Origin of the sequence: Candidatus Avoscillospira sp. LCP25S3_F1 (assembly GCF_052117125.1) — a bacterium.
Lineage (GTDB): Bacteria > Bacillota > Clostridia > Oscillospirales > Oscillospiraceae > Avoscillospira_A.
In genome coordinates this window covers 76,726-94,156 of record NZ_JBQKJT010000011.1, presented here as the reverse complement: position 1 = coordinate 94,156, position 17,431 = coordinate 76,726, and the positions used below count along the sequence as shown (strand labels likewise).

The window sequence follows — 17,431 nt, the reverse complement described above, 5'->3', positions numbered from 1 at the left end:
TCAGCGCCTGCGCCTTGACGATATCTTACTTCATATACTCTTCCTTGACCGTCGCCGTCAGCTTGCCGTCGGCAACCTCTCGGATAGCCAAGGTGACGGGTTTTTCCGGCAGGGCTTCCTGGTGCAGTTCCGCCTCAATGGAAATCTGGCGCGCCCGGCGGGCCACGACGTTGACCAGCAGGTACCGGCTGTCAATGTGTTTGAGCATTTCGCTCATAGGGGGGTAAAGCATGTTAATTGTCCTCCTTCAAATAGTCCAGCCGCAGCTGGGCTCTGCACTTTTCTGCTTCCATAATGGCCTGAATCTCATTGGCCGCATGCTGTACATGGTCGTTGATGACAATGTAATCATATTGGGACGCCTGGGCATACTCCCAGCGCGCCCGCTCCAGACGGCCTGCGATCTTATCATCCGGAGTGTCGCCACGTCCACGCAGTCGCCGTTCAATCTCGGCAAAGCTGGGGGCCGCCATAAAGATCAGCACCGCGTCTTCCCGGTTGGAGCGGACCTGCATGGCGCCGCAGGGCTCCACGTCCAGCAGGATATCAAAGCCCTGCTCCAACTGCTGCTGAATGGGTCCCTCCGGCGTACCGTAGCAATTGCCCACGTATTCTGCGTGCTCCAGCAATTCGCCCCGTTCCAGCATCTGCTGGAACTGTTCCCGGGTAACAAAATAGTAATTCTCGCCGTCCACCTCGTTGGGCCGCTTCTCCCTGGTGGTCACCGACACGGAAAACCGCAGGTTGGGGTGACGCCGCATGACCTCCTGCACCACAGTACTCTTTCCCACTCCCGAGGGACCGGACAGTACAAATAATCTGCCGTTTGTCATGATTCTTCCATCTCCTCCGCTGTCAACTCCGTATGCTTGTCGTTCATGCGTCCCGCCACAGTCTCCGGCAGGATGGCCGAGAGTATGACATGGTCCGTATCCATAATGATAACGGCACGGGTCCGGCGGCCGTAGGTGGCGTCAATGAGCATGCCACGGTCCCGGGCCTCCTGGATCATGCGCTTGATGGGCGCGGAATCCGGCGCCACAATGGCAATGAGCCGGCTGGACGAGATCATATTGCCAAATCCGATGTTGATAAGCTTCATGGATTCCTCCCGTCACTCGATATTCTGGGTCTGTTCCCGTATCTTTTCCAATTCCGCCTTGATCTCCACCACCGTACGGGCCTGCTCCAGATCGTTGCCCTTGGAGCCGATGGTATTGGCTTCCCGGTTCATCTCCTGCAACAGGAAGTCCAGCTTGCGGCCAATGGCCCCGCCGCCGGTAAGCATGTTGTCCAGCTGGGACAGGTGGCTTCTCAGCCGCACTGTTTCCTCATCTACAGCAATCTTGTCGGCGTAGAGGGCCGCTTCCGCCAGAATGCGGCTTTCGTCGATGTTCTGGTTGTCCAAAACCTCCTGCATCTTGGCGGTCAGCCGGGCCCGATATTCGGCCAGGGTGACGGGGCTGCGGGCTTCCACCCGTTCCGTCAGGGTCAGAATCGTACCAGCACGGCTGCGCAAATCCGCCTCCAGCGCCGCGCCCTCCCGGGTCCGCATGGCATCAAAGGCCGACAGGGCTTCACGGACCACAGCAATCAAGTCCTCGGTTACCTGTTCTTCATCGGTGTCCGCCTTTTCCACCAAAAATAAATCCGGTAATTTGGCCAAGCTCGATACAGAAATGTCATCGGTCACACCGTAGTCTGTTACAATGGTCCGCATCGCCGCCAGATATCCCTCCAGCACCGGTCGGTTCAGAGAAATTTCCACAGCGCTTGTCCCACAGTTGGCGATGGAAAGAAACACATCCACCTTGCCGCGAGTAATAGACGATTTGACCGCCTGCTTTACCGCCTCCTCAGCAAAGGAATAGAGCCGGGGCAGCTTGATATTACAATCCAGATACCGGTTGTTTACCGACCGGATTTCCACGGAAATCTCCCGGCCATTCCGGGTTTCCACGGCCCGGCCATAGCCGGTCATACTTTTGATCAACGCGATCCCTCCTTGGGTCCTCGTTAAAATTCCACTGGTTTCGATCACCACGACGGATGGACCGCCGTGGTGATCGGATGATTCTTATTCCTTTACCAGTGAGACGGCCGCACTGTACTGGCCAATGGCCGCCACAGAGCCGTCGCCGCTGACTTCAATGGTCACCGGTACACTCTGGGTACCCTCCCGCAGGTTGGCTGCGTCAATCACCGCCCAGACGTCGTCCTCGTTCAGCTGATTGACCTCGTCGATGGGCCCGCGCACAGTCACCGTCAGCTGCATGGTCATCACATTGACCTCATAGCCCTCCGGTTCGTTGGCAGTGATGATATTGGTTACCCGTAATGTCTTACTGGCAATCCGTGACGTATTGACGCTGATATCCACAAAGACGCTTTCCAGCTCCGCCACATTGACCAACCCATTGGGCAGCGTCACCGGCATATCCTGGGCAATGGGATCGATCAGCTGTGACAAATCCACCTGCGTAATGGTCAGTTGGTTGGTCTTCTCCAGGATCTCCGGTTCTCCAGCTACGGTGATGGTCTGAGGATCGCAGCTATAGAGCATATCACTTTTCGTGACGCCGCCGCCGTCCAGGAATTCCACCACAATGGGAATTTCCTTCATCTGCAAGATCGGCTGTCGGACTTCAATCGCGGTGACCGGCACGCCGTTGGCGCTGATGGTAATATTGGTACTGTCCACCGCCTCGCCGTTGTCGTCAATCAATGTGACCGGGCAGGACTGGAGCACCGTCTGCGACAAATTATCCTGCTGCAAAATCACCTGGGCATAGCTGACCTGGCTGATCAGAGATTCCGGACCCTCCAGCAGCACCTCATTGGGTGTACATTCCATACTGGCGGCATAGTAGCCCTTCTGAACGGTGCCATCCAGAATGCCCCGCACCGAAACGGTCTTGGAGGAGAACCGCTCCACAGTAAAGGTGATGGACGATGGGCTGCCATTGGTTTTCACGTCGCTGTTGGACACGCCGCTGGGATAGGATATGCTGTAATCCATGGTATACGTCCCCGGCTCCTTAATGCGGGACACATCCACCGTCAGTGAAATATTGGTAGCCGACAGTTTTTGCAGGGTAGACCGGCTGCAGGTCACCCGAAGATTAACGGTGGTATCCTCGCCTTCCGTGATAACCAAATTGGAGTCGGCCCGAATTTGGTCTGCGCCATAAAACGTGACGGCCACATCATTGATGGGCTCATTGCTGACCTCCTGGTTGACCACCGTAACCACATAGATCCACAGGCAGAGGGACGCCAGCAGGGCCACCGCCATGGATACCAGTTTGCTCTTCATAGTTTCCCACCTTTTTGGGTCAGTTGACGCAGGATGCGCTGATAGAAGCGCATGGGCTTGGTCTCCTCCTTGACGGTAACGAGCTCATTGACCAACAGGCGTTCCAGTGTCTTGGCGGCCAGATGGCGTTTGAGCATACCGCCTACGGCCACAGAGATGGTACCGGTCTCCTCCGAGACAATGACCACCACGGCGTCCGACGCTTCGCTCATGCCGATGCCCGCCCGGTGGCGGGTACCCAGGTCACTGCTGAGATGGGTGTTCTCCGACAGCGGCAGCACACAGCCGGCAGCCGCAATGCGGGACTGCCGGATGATCAGCGCGCCGTCATGGAGGGCCGCCTTGGGGAAAAAGATGTTGCGCAGCAGTTCGTCGGAAACAGCGGCGTCCAGTACGGTACCGGTTTTAAAGTATTCATCCAGCAGGATGTTCCGTTCAAACACAATCAACGCGCCGGTGCGGCTCTTGGACATCTTCTCACAGGCTGTAACCACCGCGGCAATGGCGGCGCTGGCCGGACGGGCCTCCTGTTTGCCGCCCAGAAGCTCCCGAACAGACCGGCTGCCCACCTTTTCCAGAAACAGACGCAGTTCCGGCTGGAACATGATCACCAGCGCAATAAAGCCCAGTTCCAAAATACGGTTCAAAATAAAGTACAGCGCGTACATGTGGAACAGGCTGGTAAGCCAAGTGACCAGCAACAGCAGGACGATACTCTTGGCGATCCGGGACGCCCGGGTGGAACGGATCATGGTGATGCCCTTATAGAACAGGAACGCCACCACCAGGATATCCAGCACATCGGTTATTTTCATTGTAAAGAGTGACGTCAGAATGCTGTTGAACAGCGCACTTGGCATATTACACCCTTCTTCCAAAATTGCAATACAAGCATTATTTTGTTAATTATACCGTAAACCGCTGCCAATAGCAAGTGGAATCCGGCAAGATTTTGGGAGTTATGCAAAACTTTTCAGCCTTTCCACAACTTCCAGCGTCCGGACGATCTCCGTCTCTGTGGTAAACGCCGACAGGCTGAACCGGACCGTTCCGCCCTCCAACGTTCCGGCACTTTCATGGGCCAGAGGCGCGCAGTGGAGTCCTGCCCGCACAGCAATGCCCTCCTCGGCCAGATGCTGGGCCGCTGTCTCACTGTCCAGATTTTGCAGCGCGACCGAGACCACATTGGTCTGCGGACTGCCGGTGAACACCCGCACGTGGTCCAAAGATTCCAGCCCAAGGCAAAGCTGTCGCGTCAGCTGCTCCTCCCGGCTCCGGCGCACCACGCCATCTTCCTGCCGCAGATACGTCAGTCCTGCCAGCAGGCCGCAGATGCCCGGCATATTGTGGGTTCCTGCCTCGGCCCGCTCCGGCAGCTCCTCCGGCATGGTCCATTGACGGGACAGCACACCGGTTCCGCCCTCCATCAACGGTTGCGGCACCTGTCCGCACAGGAGAATGCCGGTGCCCTGGGGTCCGTACAATCCCTTGTGGCCGGGCATTGCCACATAGGCCGCCTGCCACTCTTTGAGGGAGACCGGCAGCAGTCCTGCCGACTGGGAAGCGTCTACAATCAGCGGTACGCCCTGCTCCCGACACAGAGCGGCAATCCGCTCCACCGGCAGCTGGTAACCGAACACATTGGAAACATGGGTGCAAACCACAGCTTTGACCTCCGGCGTCAAGGACGCGGCAAAGGCCGCCACAGTCTCCTCCGGATCAAACAGCCGTCGTCCACAAATCCGCAGTTTTGCCCCCAAGGCATACAAGGGCCGCAGCACGGCGTTGTGTTCAAAGCCGGACAATAGTACCACGTCGCCGGGGCGCACCAAACTTTTGATGGCGATATTCAGCCCATGCGTGGCATTCATGGTAAACACCACCTGTTCCGGTTCCGCATCGAACAGCTGCGCTGCCGCCGATCTGGCCCGGTACAGCACCTCGGCGGCCTCCATCGCTGCCGGATGGCCGCCCCGACCCGGCGACGCCAAGTGCTCCAACGCATAGGCAACCGCCTCCCGCACTTGGGGCGGTTTTTGCAGCGTCGTGGCTGCGTTATCAAGATAGATCACAGAAACACCTCCCGATGGATACCGTTTTCCATGGTATAGAGCCGTCCGAAGTCCACATGGTTCTGCCGCAGCACCGCTACCGCCCTGGCCAGCGACTCCCGCCGCAGAGCCAGCACATAGCCGCAGCCCCGGTCCGCCAGCGCGGCCGGAAGCCGCTGCAAACGGCACGGAATGCCCGAATAATCCAAAAGTTCCGCCCCCCGCTGGGCCCGCGTGATGGTGCGGAACGCAATCATACAATCATACATGGTATTTCCCTCCCCACCAATCTATGCAGCTGTCCGGCGCCCTGTCGAAATTTCCCGCATGAATTCACAATTTGGTCATAATTTTTTGAAAATCGGTTGACAAGGTTTCGGAATTGCTTATAATAGAGGGCAAATAGCCAATGATAGAGGTGCGAACTGCAAAAGTACGTCCCATGGCCGCAGGCAAATCCGGCGGGATGGAAAGGGCTGTTCGCCGAAGGGTGCGGGCCGGTCTGCCTGCCGGACGTTCCCTGGGCCGTCGGAGAATATCCGCCGGACTGTCACGAAAGTGGAGCGCTGTCATGCCATAGGGGTTCCGGCCCATCCGGAACAGTCTGTCATGGTCCGCCTCCCGAACCATGGCATTTTTATTTTTGGAGGAAATCCTATGAACTTGCGAAACCGGAGACCGCTGGTCTCCCTTCTGATGGTGGCAATGATTCTGGCCGTCCTGACCATCGCCGTCATGGCCGCCGGACAACCGGCCACCAATCTGATCGAGTGTCCCGACTGCGGCGGCTCCACGGCCTGCATGACCTGTTACGGTCTGGACCCCTCCTGCGCCGACTGCGCAGGGACCAATCTCTGCGCCACCTGCGGCGGCATGGGTCAGATTGATGCCCCCAGTAACTATTATAATACCATCTGGGCGCTGCTGCCCCCGATCATCGCCATCACCTTGGCGCTGATCACCAAGGAGGTCTATTCCTCCCTGTTCATTGGTATTTTGGCCGGTGGTTTGCTGTACTCCAACTTTGATTTTGAAGGGACGGTACTCCATGTCTTTGAAGACGGCATTGTTGCGGTGCTGTCCAGCTCCTATAATGTGGGCATTCTTGTCTTCCTGGTAATCTTGGGCGCCATGGTCAGCTTGATGAACAAGGCCGGCGGCAGCGCCGCTTTCGGCCGCTGGGCGCAGAAAAGCATCAAAAGCCGCACCGGCGCACAGCTGGCCACCATTATTCTCGGCGTACTGATCTTCATTGACGATTATTTCAACTGCCTGACCGTTGGTTCCGTCATGCGGCCTGTCACCGACAAGCATCAGGTGTCCCGTGCCAAGCTGTCCTATCTGATCGACGCTACCGCCGCCCCCGTCTGCATCATTGCCCCCATCTCCTCCTGGGCCGCCGCAGTTTCCGGCTTTGTGGAGGACGGCTCCGGTCTCTCCCTGTTTATCCGGGCCATTCCCTACAATTTCTATGCGCTGCTGACCATCGTCATGATGGTTGGGCTGGTGGTTCTCAAGGCCGATTTTGGTCCCATGGCCCGCCACGAACGCAACGCCATCGAACGGGGCGACGTGTTCTCCGGTTCCAATCCCTATGCCACAGAGAAAGAGCTGTACGGGAACCCCAAGGGCCGCGTCATCGATCTGGTTTTCCCGATTGCTTCGCTCATTGTCTGCTGCGTCATCGGCATGATCTACTCCGGCGGCTTCTTCTCCGGTAAAAACTTTGTGGACGCCTTTTCCGGTTCCGACGCTTCTGTGGGTCTGCTGCTGGGTTCCGCCTTTGCCATGGTGTTGACCTTTGTCTTCTATCTGTGCCGCCGGGCCATGACCTTCCGCGACATGATGGACTGCATCCCTGAGGGCTTCAAGGCCATGGTCCCGGCCATTCTGATTCTGACCTTTGCCTGGTCCTTGAAAGCTATGACCGATTCTCTGGGGGCCGGTGTCTTTGTGGCTACCGCCGTCAAGAGTTCCGCCGCCGGATTCCAGGCCCTGCTTCCTGCCATCGTCTTTGTCATCGGCGCCTTTCTGGCCTTTGCCACCGGCACCAGTTGGGGTACTTTCGGTATTCTGATTCCCATTACTTTGGATGTGTTTGACCTGACCACGCCCATGGGTATCATCTGTGTGTCTGCTTGTATGGCCGGTGCTGTCTGCGGCGACCACTGCTCCCCCATTTCCGACACCACCATCATGGCGTCTGCCGGCGCCCAGTGTGACCACGTGAACCATGTGTCGACCCAGCTGCCTTATGCCATCACTGCCGCCGCTGTATCCTTTGTGATGTATGTTCTGGCCGGTTTCCTTCCGAATGCCTGGATTCTTCTTCCCATCGGCATTGTGCTGATGCTGGGTACGTTGCTGGTCATCAAGCGGGTCACCGCAAAATAAGTCGCAACGCCAAAAGGACCGATGCCCGCGCATCGGTCCTTTGCCATTTTCTTTATTTGCACTGTTCCAGCATACAGACGGCGTGGGCAGCAATACCGTCGCCGGTACCGGTAAATCCCATGCCCTCCTCCGTTGTAGCCTTGATGTTGACCCGGTCCTCCGGGATATTCAATGTCTGGGCAATATTCTGCACCATCTGCGGAATGTGCGGCGCCAGTTTGGGCTGCTGTGCCACAATGGTGGCATCAATATTGCCCACGGTCCAGCCCCGGCCCAACAGATGCTTTCCCACATACTCCAACAGCAGCAGACTGGAGATTCCCTTATACTGGGGGTCCGTGTCGGGGAACAGCGTGCCGATGTCTCCGGCCGCCGCCGCGCCCAGCAGGGCATCCATGATGGCATGAACCACCACATCGGCGTCGGAATGACCGTCCAATCCCATCGCATAGGGGATTTCCACGCCGCCTAAAATCAGTTTTCTTCCTTTCACCAGCCGATGGACGTCATAACCGTGTCCGATTCTCATGGTTGCTCTCTCCTTTTCAAAATCGCCTGCGCCACCACCAAGTCCATGGGGGTGGTAATTTTCAGATTTTCCTCGCTGCCCTTGGTCAGATGGACCTGCATTCCCAGCCGCTCAGCGGCGGAACAGTCATCGGTCAAAGGCGCACCGTCTTCCAGCGCCTGATACAGCGCGCCGCGGATAAAGTCCAGATCAAAAATCTGCGGAGTCTGGATCGCCACCAGACGACTGCGGTCCGGTGTGGCAGCAATGACCCCTTCACCGGTCACTTTAATGGTGTCTTTGACCGGAACCGCCGGGGCTGCCGCGCCGGTTCGCTCCGCTTTGGCAATGGTCTCCAGCAGAATTTCCTGGGTGACCAGGGGGCGTGCACCGTCGTGGATGGCCGCCAGCCCCTCCCGTGATGCCAGGGCGTCCAGGCCCCGCAGCACCGACTGGGTCCGGTCGCTGCCGCCGCTGAGCACCTGCCGCACCTTGGTAATATGGTGATCGCGGCACAACTGCTCCACCGGCTCCACCAGGTCCTCCCGGGTGACCACCACCACCGTATCCACCCGCTCACAGGCCTCGAACGCCTCCAACGTGTGCAGCAATACGGGTTTTCCGTTCAGGTCAGCCAATGCCTTGTCGATGCCCTGCATCCGGGACGCCGACCCCGCCGCCACAATGACGGCGGCACAGGGCATTGGTTTCGTCTTCCGATGTTTTTTCCATCCCAATTCCATATCAAAGCTCCATAACCGTCTGTTTGAACGCGTTACCCCGGACCATAAAGTTGCGGAAGTGGTCAAAGGACGCGCTGGCCGGGGACAGCATAACCACGTCGCCGGACTGTGCCGCCCGGGCCGCTGTGCGAATAGCCTCGTAAAAATCCGCTTCCTCCAGAATCTCCGGTGAACCGGGAACATAGTTGGCCGCCTGTTCCACGGCGGCTCGGATTTTCGGTGCAGTAGCACCGGTGAGAACCAGCGTCTTCACATGATCCACAATCTCCGGCCCCAGATCGTCATAGGGGATATGTTTATCATAACCGCCTGCAATGAGAATGATCTTCTGGTCGAAGCTCCGCAGACCCGCACGGGTCCGGGACGGGCTGGACGCGATGGAATCATTGTAAAACTTCACGCCGTCCTTGACCCGCACCAACTCAATGCGATGCTCCACGCCGCCGAAGTTTCTGGCCACATGGCGGATGTCCTCGTCGGAGGCCAGCCCCTCCACAGCGCAGATGGCCGCCATATAGTTCTCCACGTTGTGAATACCCGGCAGGAAAATCTCCGACTGCTCCAGAATCTTCTCCGGCGGTTCCCCGCAACGCCAGATGACGCCGTTTTCCAGGTATACACCCCGCTGGGGGCGGGTCCGACGGGAAAATTCCAGCACCGTTCCTTTTGCCTTTGGCACAAAGCTGTGGGTGATGGCATTATCCCGGTTCAATACCACTGTATCTCCGGATGTCTGATGGAGGTAAATGTTCTCCTTGGCCGCCACATACTCCTCCATATCCTTATGTACATCCAGATGGTTAGGAGCCAGATTGGTCAGAACGGCCACCTGGGGACTGTGCTTCATATCCATCAGCTGAAAAGAGCTGAGTTCTACCACGGCGACATCCGCAGGGCTCATCTCCCCCGCCTTGGGCAGCAGCGGTTGACCGATGTTGCCGCCCACCCATACCGTGCGGCCGGCCTGCTTGAGAATCTCCGCGATCAGTGTAGTGGTGGTGGTCTTTCCATCGGAACCGGTGACCGCGATGATGGTGCAGGGGCACACCTGGAAGAACGCCTCCATCTCCGAGGTCATGACCATGCCCCGCCGCCGCATATCCACCAGCTGCGGTCGGTTGGGATGCAGGCCCGGTGTGCGGAATACCACATCCGCTGTGACATTTTCCAGATAGTTCTGCCCCAGCTGCAACTGCAAGCCTTGCTGCTCCAGCTCCAACACCTCCGGCTCCAGCTGGTCCCGCTGGGCCATATCGCAACCCAGGACATTTGCGCCGTGGGCCAGCAGCAGCCGCACCAGAGGCCGGTTGCTGACGCCCAGGCCCAGGACGGCTACCCGCTTGCCCCGCAGCGCCTCAAAATAGCGTTCCATTCGCTCATTCATGGCAGTTCTCCTCTCCAGGTTCCAAAAAACCGCGGTCCGCTTTGGCACTGTGGCCGCAGATCCACTCCAAACCATTATATCTATCTTTTCTTTTTTTTGCAACCGATTTGACATTTCTCCCGAAATCCGTTAGAATAACTGTTGCGACCGGGCCGGACAGCCGCGCGACCAGTACCGAAAGGTCGGCCGTGAGGAAAGTCCGGGCTCCACAGGGCAAGGATAACGGGTAACGCCCGCCGAAGGCGACTTCAGGAAAAGTGCAACAGAGATATACCGCCCCGCCGGTACTTGTATCGACGAGGTAAGGGTGGAAAGGCGAGGTAAGAGCTCACCCATCAACGGGGAACCGCTTGATGCTGTAAACTCTATCCGGAGCAACACCGCAGAGGGGACTCAGGCTTGCCCGGCCGTCCCCGAGAAGGTGGCTGGAGCGTACCGGCAACGGTGCGCCTAGATAGATGGCTGTCGATTACAGAACCCGGCTTATAGGCCCGATCGCGTTTTTATGTAAAAAACAGTGGAAATCATCTGATTTCCACTGTTTTTGTTTTAATATACCACAACCGTGGACTGGAACGGCAGGTTGTCCCACAGCCAGTCTACATCGGCGTCATACATCCGAATACAGCCCTGCGATACCGTGCCCTGCATGGTGGCATCCAGCAGACCGCCGGTGGATTTGATATACGTTCTGGTGTGGAACGCATGGCCGCCATTGAAAATCATGGGTTTCTTGACATAATAATAGCCGAAATCCCAATAATTCTGGCGGTATTGATACGCAAACACACCACCGTTGGTAGGGGTGGTATTCTTGCCGCTGCTGCATGGGAACGATTGGACCAGCTTCCAGTTGCCCTGGCTGCCCTGGAACACGTTCACCCGCTCTTTCAACAGGCTGATCCACACCAGATAATCTGTTTTGCTGGAGTAGCCCTTGTTATTGACGAAATACTCCTTGGTAGCCGTCTGGTAATCGTTTTTCTGTACATAGTTCTTCGTGGAAATATCAATGGAATACCAGTTGACCCAGCCTGTCGTACCGTCCGGCAGCCGAATCTCCGCCGAAGTACGGCCCACATAGTCAAAATAGATCACCTTAGTTCCCGCCGGAACGGTTTTAATGTAACCGGACAGGGACTCATACCGATACAAATTGGTGTCATAACGAACCGTAGCTTCCACATTGATGGTATCCACCGTCTCTCCCTGCTGCTGCACCGTCTGGGACAGATACCGAGTCTCCCCATCACAGGTGACCTCCAACATGACGGTTTTCGTCGGCTGGAACAGCTCTTCAAAGGGTACCCAGTGAGAATATGTAACCGTCGTGCCCTCCGTCACCGGCACCTGCCACTGGCGTTTCTGCACCACACCGTCCACATACCATGCCACATCGCACAGCCGCGGCGTCCCGTCATTGGGCACATTGGTAAATTGTATCGTAGTCTCAATGGTTTGCTTGCCCGGCAGCACGTTATTGGCCCAACGGGTCACTTGCAGCTGCGTCTGGCCCAATGCATGATCCAGAACCTTCTGGACCTCTGTCTCCGCAGTTTTCACAGCGGCATCCTTGTGATAGCATACAGCGGTCTCCACAGTTCCGTCACCTGTGATGGTGCTGGCAGCGCTCCACAGCTCTGCCGTATGCACCGTGGCGTCAGCCTCCACCGTCACGGTCCCCTGCTCCACACTGACCTGGTCATACACGCCGTTTTGCAGCGTTACATTCCGGTTGGTCTCCACGGTTCCACCACCGGACACCACGGCATTACTGCCCTGGACCACCACCGCGGCATCACCAGATGTGGTCAGTTCCGCTTCCTCACCAGCCAAAATAATCTCGCCGGCGGTAACGTTCTCCGTCAAAGCAACGCTGCCGCCATAGCAAACAATGACGCCGTCGACCTGAACATTGTCCAGCTGGCGCTGTTCTTCTGCCGCGCCGCCCAGATAGAGGTTGCCGTCGATGGTCACATCCCGCAGGGAATCCCCCTGATAGACCACGTTTCCAGTCAGAACCGTTTCCGCTTCCGGCTGCTCCGTCTGCACCTGACCGGCCAGATCGTAGATCAGGCGGATCAGCTCCTGGCGCGTGATAGGCTTCTTAGGGCTCAGCTCCTGACCGTATCCGCTGACAATTCCCTGTTCAATCAATCCGGCCACGGCTCCGGCGGCCCACGGCTCCACACCGGCACAGTCACTGTAGCTGTTGAGCAGCGCTGTGTTTCCTGCCTCCGTGCCAAAGCAACGGGCCAGCATCACCATGGCCTCCTGACGTGTCACCGTATAGCCGGGCTTCAAATGGTCGCCGCTGCCTGTCAGAATACCGGCGGCCACAGCCTGAGATACGGCGGTATAATACCAGTCGCCCGGCGCAATATCCACATATCCGCGCAAATCCGCCTGCCGCTCTACAGCCAGCAGCCGCGTCAGCATGGTGGCCAATTCTGCCCGGGTCGCCTGAGCGCTCAGCCGCAAGTTCTGACCATCAATGATACCGTGCTCCACGCAGAAATTGACTGCCTCCGCCGCCCAATCTGCCGGTGTTTCCGACAGAACAAGCTCTTCCGGCTCCTCTTCCGCCGTCGGCGGCTCGTCCTCCGGTGTGGTTTCTACGTCGTCAGCCGGAGTGGTTTCTTCTTCTGCCGGTACAGTCTCCTCTGCGACCGGAGCCTCCTCCGTTTCCACCGCAGACTCCCCCGTCTCCACCGGTGCGGTATCCTCTACGACAGTCTCCGGAGCCGTTTCCGGCTCCTGCGCCCTGACCGGCAGGCTGATCTGTAGGACGCACAGGAGTGCCAAAATGGCACTGATGTACTTTCTCATATTGTTTCCCCTCTCCTAATGGTTTCTCTCATTTTATCACAGGATAATTCTCCCATGCAAGCATAAATAAGCGGAGACGCCCCGAAGAACGTCTCCGCTTGATTGCAGTGCTTATACGCCCAGGCGTGCGATATCGCCCACACCGTCCAGAATCAGTCTGGGACGGTAGGGATACTGCTCAATGGTCTCCCGGCTGGTGACACCGCTGAGAACCAGAATAGAATCCATACCAGACTCAATACCAGCGATGACGTCCGTATCCATGCGGTCACCCACCATGCAGGCCTCACCGGAATGGACACCCAATAGATGCAGGCCCGTACGCATCATCAGAGGATTCGGCTTGCCGACAAAATATGCTTTCTTGCCTGTGGTCGCTTCGATGGGCGCCACCAAAGCACGACAGGCGGGCAGCAGGCCCGTATCGGAGGGGCCGGTCAGGTCCGTATTGGTGCCGATGAGCCGGGCGCCGTTCATCACATGGCGCATGGCCTTGGTAATGGTGTCGAAATTGTAGTTGACGGTTTCACCAATCACCACATAGTCAGGATTGACGTCGTTGGTGGTGATGCCCTTTTCATAGAGAGCGTTGTACAGGCCTGGATCACCCACCACATAGGCGCTGCAGCCGGGCGACTGGGTATTGAGGAACTGCGCCGTAGCCATGGCGCTGGTATAAAAATGGCTTTCATCAATGTCCAAACCCATGCGGGCCAAGCGCATTTGCAGTTCCTTGGGACTGCGGCTGCTGGCATTGGTCAGAAACAGAAACTTCTTATCGTTGCTGACCATCCATTCCACAAACTCCTTGACGCCGGGCAGCAGACGCTCGCCGTGATAGATGACACCGTCCATATCGCACAGGAAGCCTTTTTTCTCCTTGAGATTTATCATGATTCCGACCTCGTTTCCGTCTCGTAAATGGGTTGTTTTCTACGATAGTATCGTATCACATTCTTATGAAATCCGCAATGTGTTTTCCGTAAAAAAGAAACGCCCTCCGAAGAGAGCGTTTCTTTTATAGATGCAGAATCTGCTCCAGTTCTGCCGTGGTGTCCACAATCTGGTGGGCGCCAGCTGCTGTCAATTCCGCCCGGCTGCGGTAGCCCCAACTACAGGCTACCGGCCAAAATCCGGAGTTGACGGCAAATTCCATGTCGGTATCGCCATCGCCGAAGAACAGTACCTCCTCCGGCTTGACGCCCAGCTCCACACAGGCCAATGTACCCGCCGCCGGGTCCGGCTTCAACGGGCGGTCTCCGCTTCGACCCCACACAAAGGCAAAATCCACCTCCGGGAAATAGTGGTCCATGATCTTCTGGGCCGTCTCTTGGGTCTTGTTGGTGATGACACCCAACTGGTAACCTGCTGCCTGTAACTTGTGCAGCAGCTCCCGAATGCCGGGAAACAACTCCGTGTGGTCCATACAATGATCCGGATAATAGGAGAGGTAAAAGTCCAGCGCTTTTTGATAGACTTCCTCCCCGGCTGAAGCCGGCACAATTTTACGGAACAGATTTTTGATACCGTGGCCCACAAAGCCGCGGTAGTCCTCCAACGGATATTCCGGACAGCCGCGTCGGCACAGGGCGAGATTCGCACCTGTGCCGATGTCTTTGACCGTATCCAGGAGGGTGCCGTCCAGATCAAACAGAACGGCTTTCACCTGGGTATCGCTCATGAATTACACACCTGCCTTGGCGTTCTTGAGGAACTGGGCCTCGGTGGGCGTGATCTTGGAAACGTAGCCATCCAGGGGAACGATCTTGGCGCTGACCGCATCGACGATCCACTCAGCCTGCGGGAAGAAGAACTCGTCGAACTCGTAGGGAGGCGTGATCCAGTTCTTGGCGCCCACCACCACGGGAGGTGCATCCAGATAGTCGAAGCAGAGATTGCTGATATTCTGGGCCACATCGTTGAGGAAGGAACCTCTGGCGCAGGCGTCGGAAGCCAGAACCACGCGGCCGGTCTTCTTGACGGAGGCAATAATATCGGTGTAGTCCAGGGGTACCAGAGACGGCATATTAATGACGTCGGCCTCCATGCCGTACTTCTCGCTCAGCTCCTTGGCAGCGTCCAGGGCGCGGTACAGGGTGGCGCCGATGGTGAGGATGGTCAGGTCCTTGCCGTCACGCACTTTGTTGACGGCGCCGGGCTGCCACTCGTACTCCTCCACAGGCACGCCGCCCTCATGGAACTCCTCGCCCTTATCGTAGATACGCTGGGACTCGAAGATGATGACGGGATCGGTGCCGTTCAGAGCGGCCTGCATAATGCCCTTGGCCTCGTAAGGCGTAGCGGGGAACATGACCTTCAGGCCGGGGATGTGGGAGACGATGGCCACCCAGTCCTGGGAGTGCTGTGCGCCGTACTTGGCGCCCACAGAGACGCGGAGGACCAGCGGCATCTTCAGGATACCGGCGGACATGGCCTGCCACTTGGACATCTGGTTGAACACCTCGTCACCGGCACGGCCGATGAAGTCGCAGTACATGAGCTCGATGACCGCACGGCCGCCGCACATGGCATAACCGACACCAGAGCCCACGATGGCAGCCTCGGAGATGGGGGAATTGAATAGACGGGAGTACGGGATGGACTCCATCATGCCGCGGTAGACCGCGTAAGCACCGCCCCAGTCGCGGACATCCTCGCCGTAGGCGATGAGGGTCGGGTCCTCGTAGTACTTGTTGAACATGGGCTCGAAGATGGCGTCACGAATATTGTAGACCTTCATCTTGGAGACGGGCTGGCCGTTCTTGAAGGCGCTGCGCTCCTTGCTCTGGACGGACTTCCAGCGGGAGTTCTCCTCCTTGGGCGTATCCACGCGGACCTTGCCCTCGGGGTCCATGGAACGGACGGTCTCATTGGAGAACATCAGGTTGGCCACATAGTCGGGTTCCTTGACAAAGTCCACATAGGGGGAGATTCCCTTGTCGGAAGCAGCCTTGCAGATCATGGTCATCCGCTCGGAGGTCTCCTTGAGGATTTCCTCAAACTTGGAGTCCTCGGCCACACCGGCCTCCACCAGGGACTGGCGGTACTTGATGATGGGATCGTAGCTTCTCCAATCCTCGATCTCCTCTTTGGTGCGGTAGGCGTTCTGGTCGGAGGTGGAGTGGCCCAGCAGGCGGTAAGTCACCACATCCAGCAGGACGGGGCCATCGTTGTTCTTCAGCAGCTCCAGCTTACGCTTATAGGCATCGATGACAGCCAGAGGGTTCCAGCCGTCGATACGCTCGGCGTGCATCTGGTTGGGGGTAATACCGGCGCCGATCCGGGCCAGCAGATCATAGGCCATGGTCTCGCCGCGTGTCTGGCCACCCATGCCGTAAGAGTTATTAAAGATGTTGAAGATGACTGGCAGGCCGCCCTTCATGCCTTCCTCCCAGAGCGTCTTCAGCTGGTCCATGGCGGCGAAGTTAAAGGCTTCCCAAACGGGGCCGCAGCCCAGGGATGCGTCGCCGATGTTGCAGACCACGATACCCTTCTTCTGATTGACTTTCTTATAGAGAGCAGCACCGGCGGAAATCGTGGCGCTGCCGCCTACAATGGCATTGTTGGGATACACGCCGAACGGCAGGAAGAACGCGTGCATGGAACCGCCCATACCATGATGGAAGCCGGGCTCCCGCGCAAAGATTTCAGCCAAAGTACCGTACAGCACAAAGCGGATAGCCAATTCCTTGACGTTGTCGCACTTGCCGAATTTCTCCACGGCCCGCAGGGTCTTGCCGCCCAGGAAGTTCTCCATGACCTTCATAAGCTCGTCATCGCTCATCTTCTCAATGCAGCTGAGGCTCTTGGCCAGAATCTCGGAGTGGCTTCTGTGAGAACCGAAGATGTAGTCGTCCTTATCCAGCAGATACGCCTCACCGACGCAGGAGGCCTCCTGACCCAGGGACAGGTGGGCAGGACCGGGATAGGTGGTGTCGATGCCGTTATAGCTGGCCTGGGTCTTGATCAGGTTCAGCATATTCTCAAATTCCCGGAGGATGGTGATATCGCGGTAGATGCGAACCAGGTCCTCATCGGAGAAGTTGGCGCGCTCCTCGGCAATGGTCTTGTTGTAGGCGCAAACAGGAATATCCTCAAAATGGATTTTGCCCGGTGCTCTGGTGGCTACCGGATCGACGTACAAAGACTTGGGCATGGAAATTACGATCCTTTCTATTATGGATTCTATATCAGATGGATTCAATG

At 57.4% G+C, this 17,431-nt stretch carries 16 protein-coding genes, 1 other RNA gene and 1 riboswitch; of the genes, 2 read left to right on the top strand and 15 right to left on the bottom strand.

The genetic code is table 11. From position 1 onward, the window contains the following. Window positions 1–25: 25 nt before the first annotated feature. The 8 genes from rpoZ to ACTQ33_RS11305 all read right to left on the bottom strand — a co-directional run bounded on the left by rpoZ (window position 26) and on the right by ACTQ33_RS11305 (window position 5,636). Complete coding sequence (gene rpoZ, locus ACTQ33_RS11340; RefSeq protein ID WP_441464704.1) at window positions 26–232, bottom strand: DNA-directed RNA polymerase subunit omega; 207 nt, start codon at window positions 230–232, stop codon at window positions 26–28. 1 nt (window position 233) lies between these two features. Beyond that, window positions 234–833, bottom strand: a complete 600-nt coding sequence (gmk, locus tag ACTQ33_RS11335) for a guanylate kinase (RefSeq protein ID WP_441464703.1) — start codon at window positions 831–833, stop codon at window positions 234–236. Beyond that, window positions 830–1,102, bottom strand: a complete 273-nt coding sequence (remA, locus tag ACTQ33_RS11330; RefSeq protein WP_441464702.1) for an extracellular matrix/biofilm regulator RemA — start codon at window positions 1,100–1,102, stop codon at window positions 830–832. The genes gmk and remA overlap by 4 nt, the downstream gene beginning before the upstream one ends. Window positions 1,103–1,114: 12 nt before the next feature. Further along, window positions 1,115–1,993, bottom strand: coding sequence for a YicC/YloC family endoribonuclease (locus ACTQ33_RS11325; RefSeq protein ID WP_441464701.1), 879 nt, complete (start codon window positions 1,991–1,993; stop codon window positions 1,115–1,117). A gap of 84 nt (window positions 1,994–2,077) precedes the next feature. Continuing rightward, entirely contained in the window at window positions 2,078–3,316 is a 1,239-nt protein-coding gene (locus tag ACTQ33_RS11320; protein ID WP_441464700.1) for a CdaR family protein, read from the bottom strand. Beyond that, window positions 3,313–4,176: a diadenylate cyclase CdaA gene (cdaA, locus tag ACTQ33_RS11315; protein ID WP_441464699.1), complete on the bottom strand. Its 864-nt coding sequence runs from the start codon at window positions 4,174–4,176 to the stop codon at window positions 3,313–3,315. The genes ACTQ33_RS11320 and cdaA overlap by 4 nt, the downstream gene beginning before the upstream one ends. Before the next feature lie 99 nt (window positions 4,177–4,275). Further along, window positions 4,276–5,388, bottom strand: a complete 1,113-nt coding sequence (locus ACTQ33_RS11310; RefSeq protein ID WP_441464698.1) for an aminotransferase class V-fold PLP-dependent enzyme — start codon at window positions 5,386–5,388, stop codon at window positions 4,276–4,278. Beyond that, window positions 5,385–5,636 (bottom strand): DUF3343 domain-containing protein, encoded by a 252-nt coding sequence (locus ACTQ33_RS11305; RefSeq protein WP_441464697.1) that lies wholly within the window; start codon window positions 5,634–5,636, stop codon window positions 5,385–5,387. The genes ACTQ33_RS11310 and ACTQ33_RS11305 overlap by 4 nt, the downstream gene beginning before the upstream one ends. 136 nt (window positions 5,637–5,772) lie before the next feature. Next, a riboswitch (Lysine riboswitch) is annotated at window positions 5,773–5,944 on the top strand. Between the two features lie 80 nt (window positions 5,945–6,024). Here ACTQ33_RS11305 and ACTQ33_RS11300 point away from each other — a divergent pair. Then, window positions 6,025–7,761, top strand: coding sequence for a Na+/H+ antiporter NhaC family protein (locus ACTQ33_RS11300; protein ID WP_441464696.1), 1,737 nt, complete (start codon window positions 6,025–6,027; stop codon window positions 7,759–7,761). A gap of 52 nt (window positions 7,762–7,813) precedes the next feature. Here the strand turns inward: ACTQ33_RS11300 and ispF are convergent, their stop codons facing one another. From ispF to murD, 3 genes are read right to left on the bottom strand one after another with little or no spacing between them, the layout of a single operon-like run. Next, the gene (ispF, locus tag ACTQ33_RS11295; protein WP_441464695.1) at window positions 7,814–8,290 is read right to left on the bottom strand and encodes a 2-C-methyl-D-erythritol 2,4-cyclodiphosphate synthase; all 477 of its coding nucleotides are present in this window, start codon (window positions 8,288–8,290) and stop codon (window positions 7,814–7,816) included. Next, entirely contained in the window at window positions 8,287–9,012 is a 726-nt protein-coding gene (ispD, locus tag ACTQ33_RS11290) for a 2-C-methyl-D-erythritol 4-phosphate cytidylyltransferase (protein WP_441464694.1), read from the bottom strand. Before ispD ends, ispF begins: the two co-directional genes overlap by 4 nt. 1 nt (window position 9,013) lies before the next feature. Then, on the bottom strand, window positions 9,014–10,396 hold the full coding sequence (gene murD, locus ACTQ33_RS11285; protein ID WP_441464693.1) for a UDP-N-acetylmuramoyl-L-alanine--D-glutamate ligase: 1,383 nt from the start codon (window positions 10,394–10,396) through the stop codon (window positions 9,014–9,016). A 144-nt stretch (window positions 10,397–10,540) separates the two neighbouring features. Between murD and rnpB the strand changes: the two genes are divergently transcribed. After that, an RNA gene (gene rnpB / locus ACTQ33_RS11280) (RNase P RNA component class A) lies at window positions 10,541–10,898 on the top strand. Window positions 10,899–10,945: 47 nt separating this feature from the next. Here the strand turns inward: rnpB and ACTQ33_RS11275 are convergent. The 4 genes from ACTQ33_RS11275 to ACTQ33_RS11260 all read right to left on the bottom strand — a co-directional run bounded on the left by ACTQ33_RS11275 (window position 10,946) and on the right by ACTQ33_RS11260 (window position 17,381). Beyond that, window positions 10,946–13,225, bottom strand: a complete 2,280-nt coding sequence (locus ACTQ33_RS11275; RefSeq protein WP_441464692.1) for an S-layer homology domain-containing protein — start codon at window positions 13,223–13,225, stop codon at window positions 10,946–10,948. 111 nt (window positions 13,226–13,336) lie between these two features. After that, window positions 13,337–14,119 carry an HAD-IIA family hydrolase gene (locus tag ACTQ33_RS11270; protein WP_441464691.1) on the bottom strand — a complete coding sequence of 261 codons (783 nt, stop codon included), beginning with the start codon at window positions 14,117–14,119 and terminating at the stop codon, window positions 13,337–13,339. A gap of 124 nt (window positions 14,120–14,243) precedes the next feature. Next, window positions 14,244–14,906, bottom strand: coding sequence for an HAD family hydrolase (locus ACTQ33_RS11265; protein WP_441464690.1), 663 nt, complete (start codon window positions 14,904–14,906; stop codon window positions 14,244–14,246). 3 nt (window positions 14,907–14,909) lie between these two features. Further along, the gene (locus ACTQ33_RS11260; RefSeq protein WP_441464689.1) at window positions 14,910–17,381 is read right to left on the bottom strand and encodes an alpha-ketoacid dehydrogenase subunit alpha/beta; all 2,472 of its coding nucleotides are present in this window, start codon (window positions 17,379–17,381) and stop codon (window positions 14,910–14,912) included. Between the last annotated feature and the right edge of the window lie 50 nt (window positions 17,382–17,431).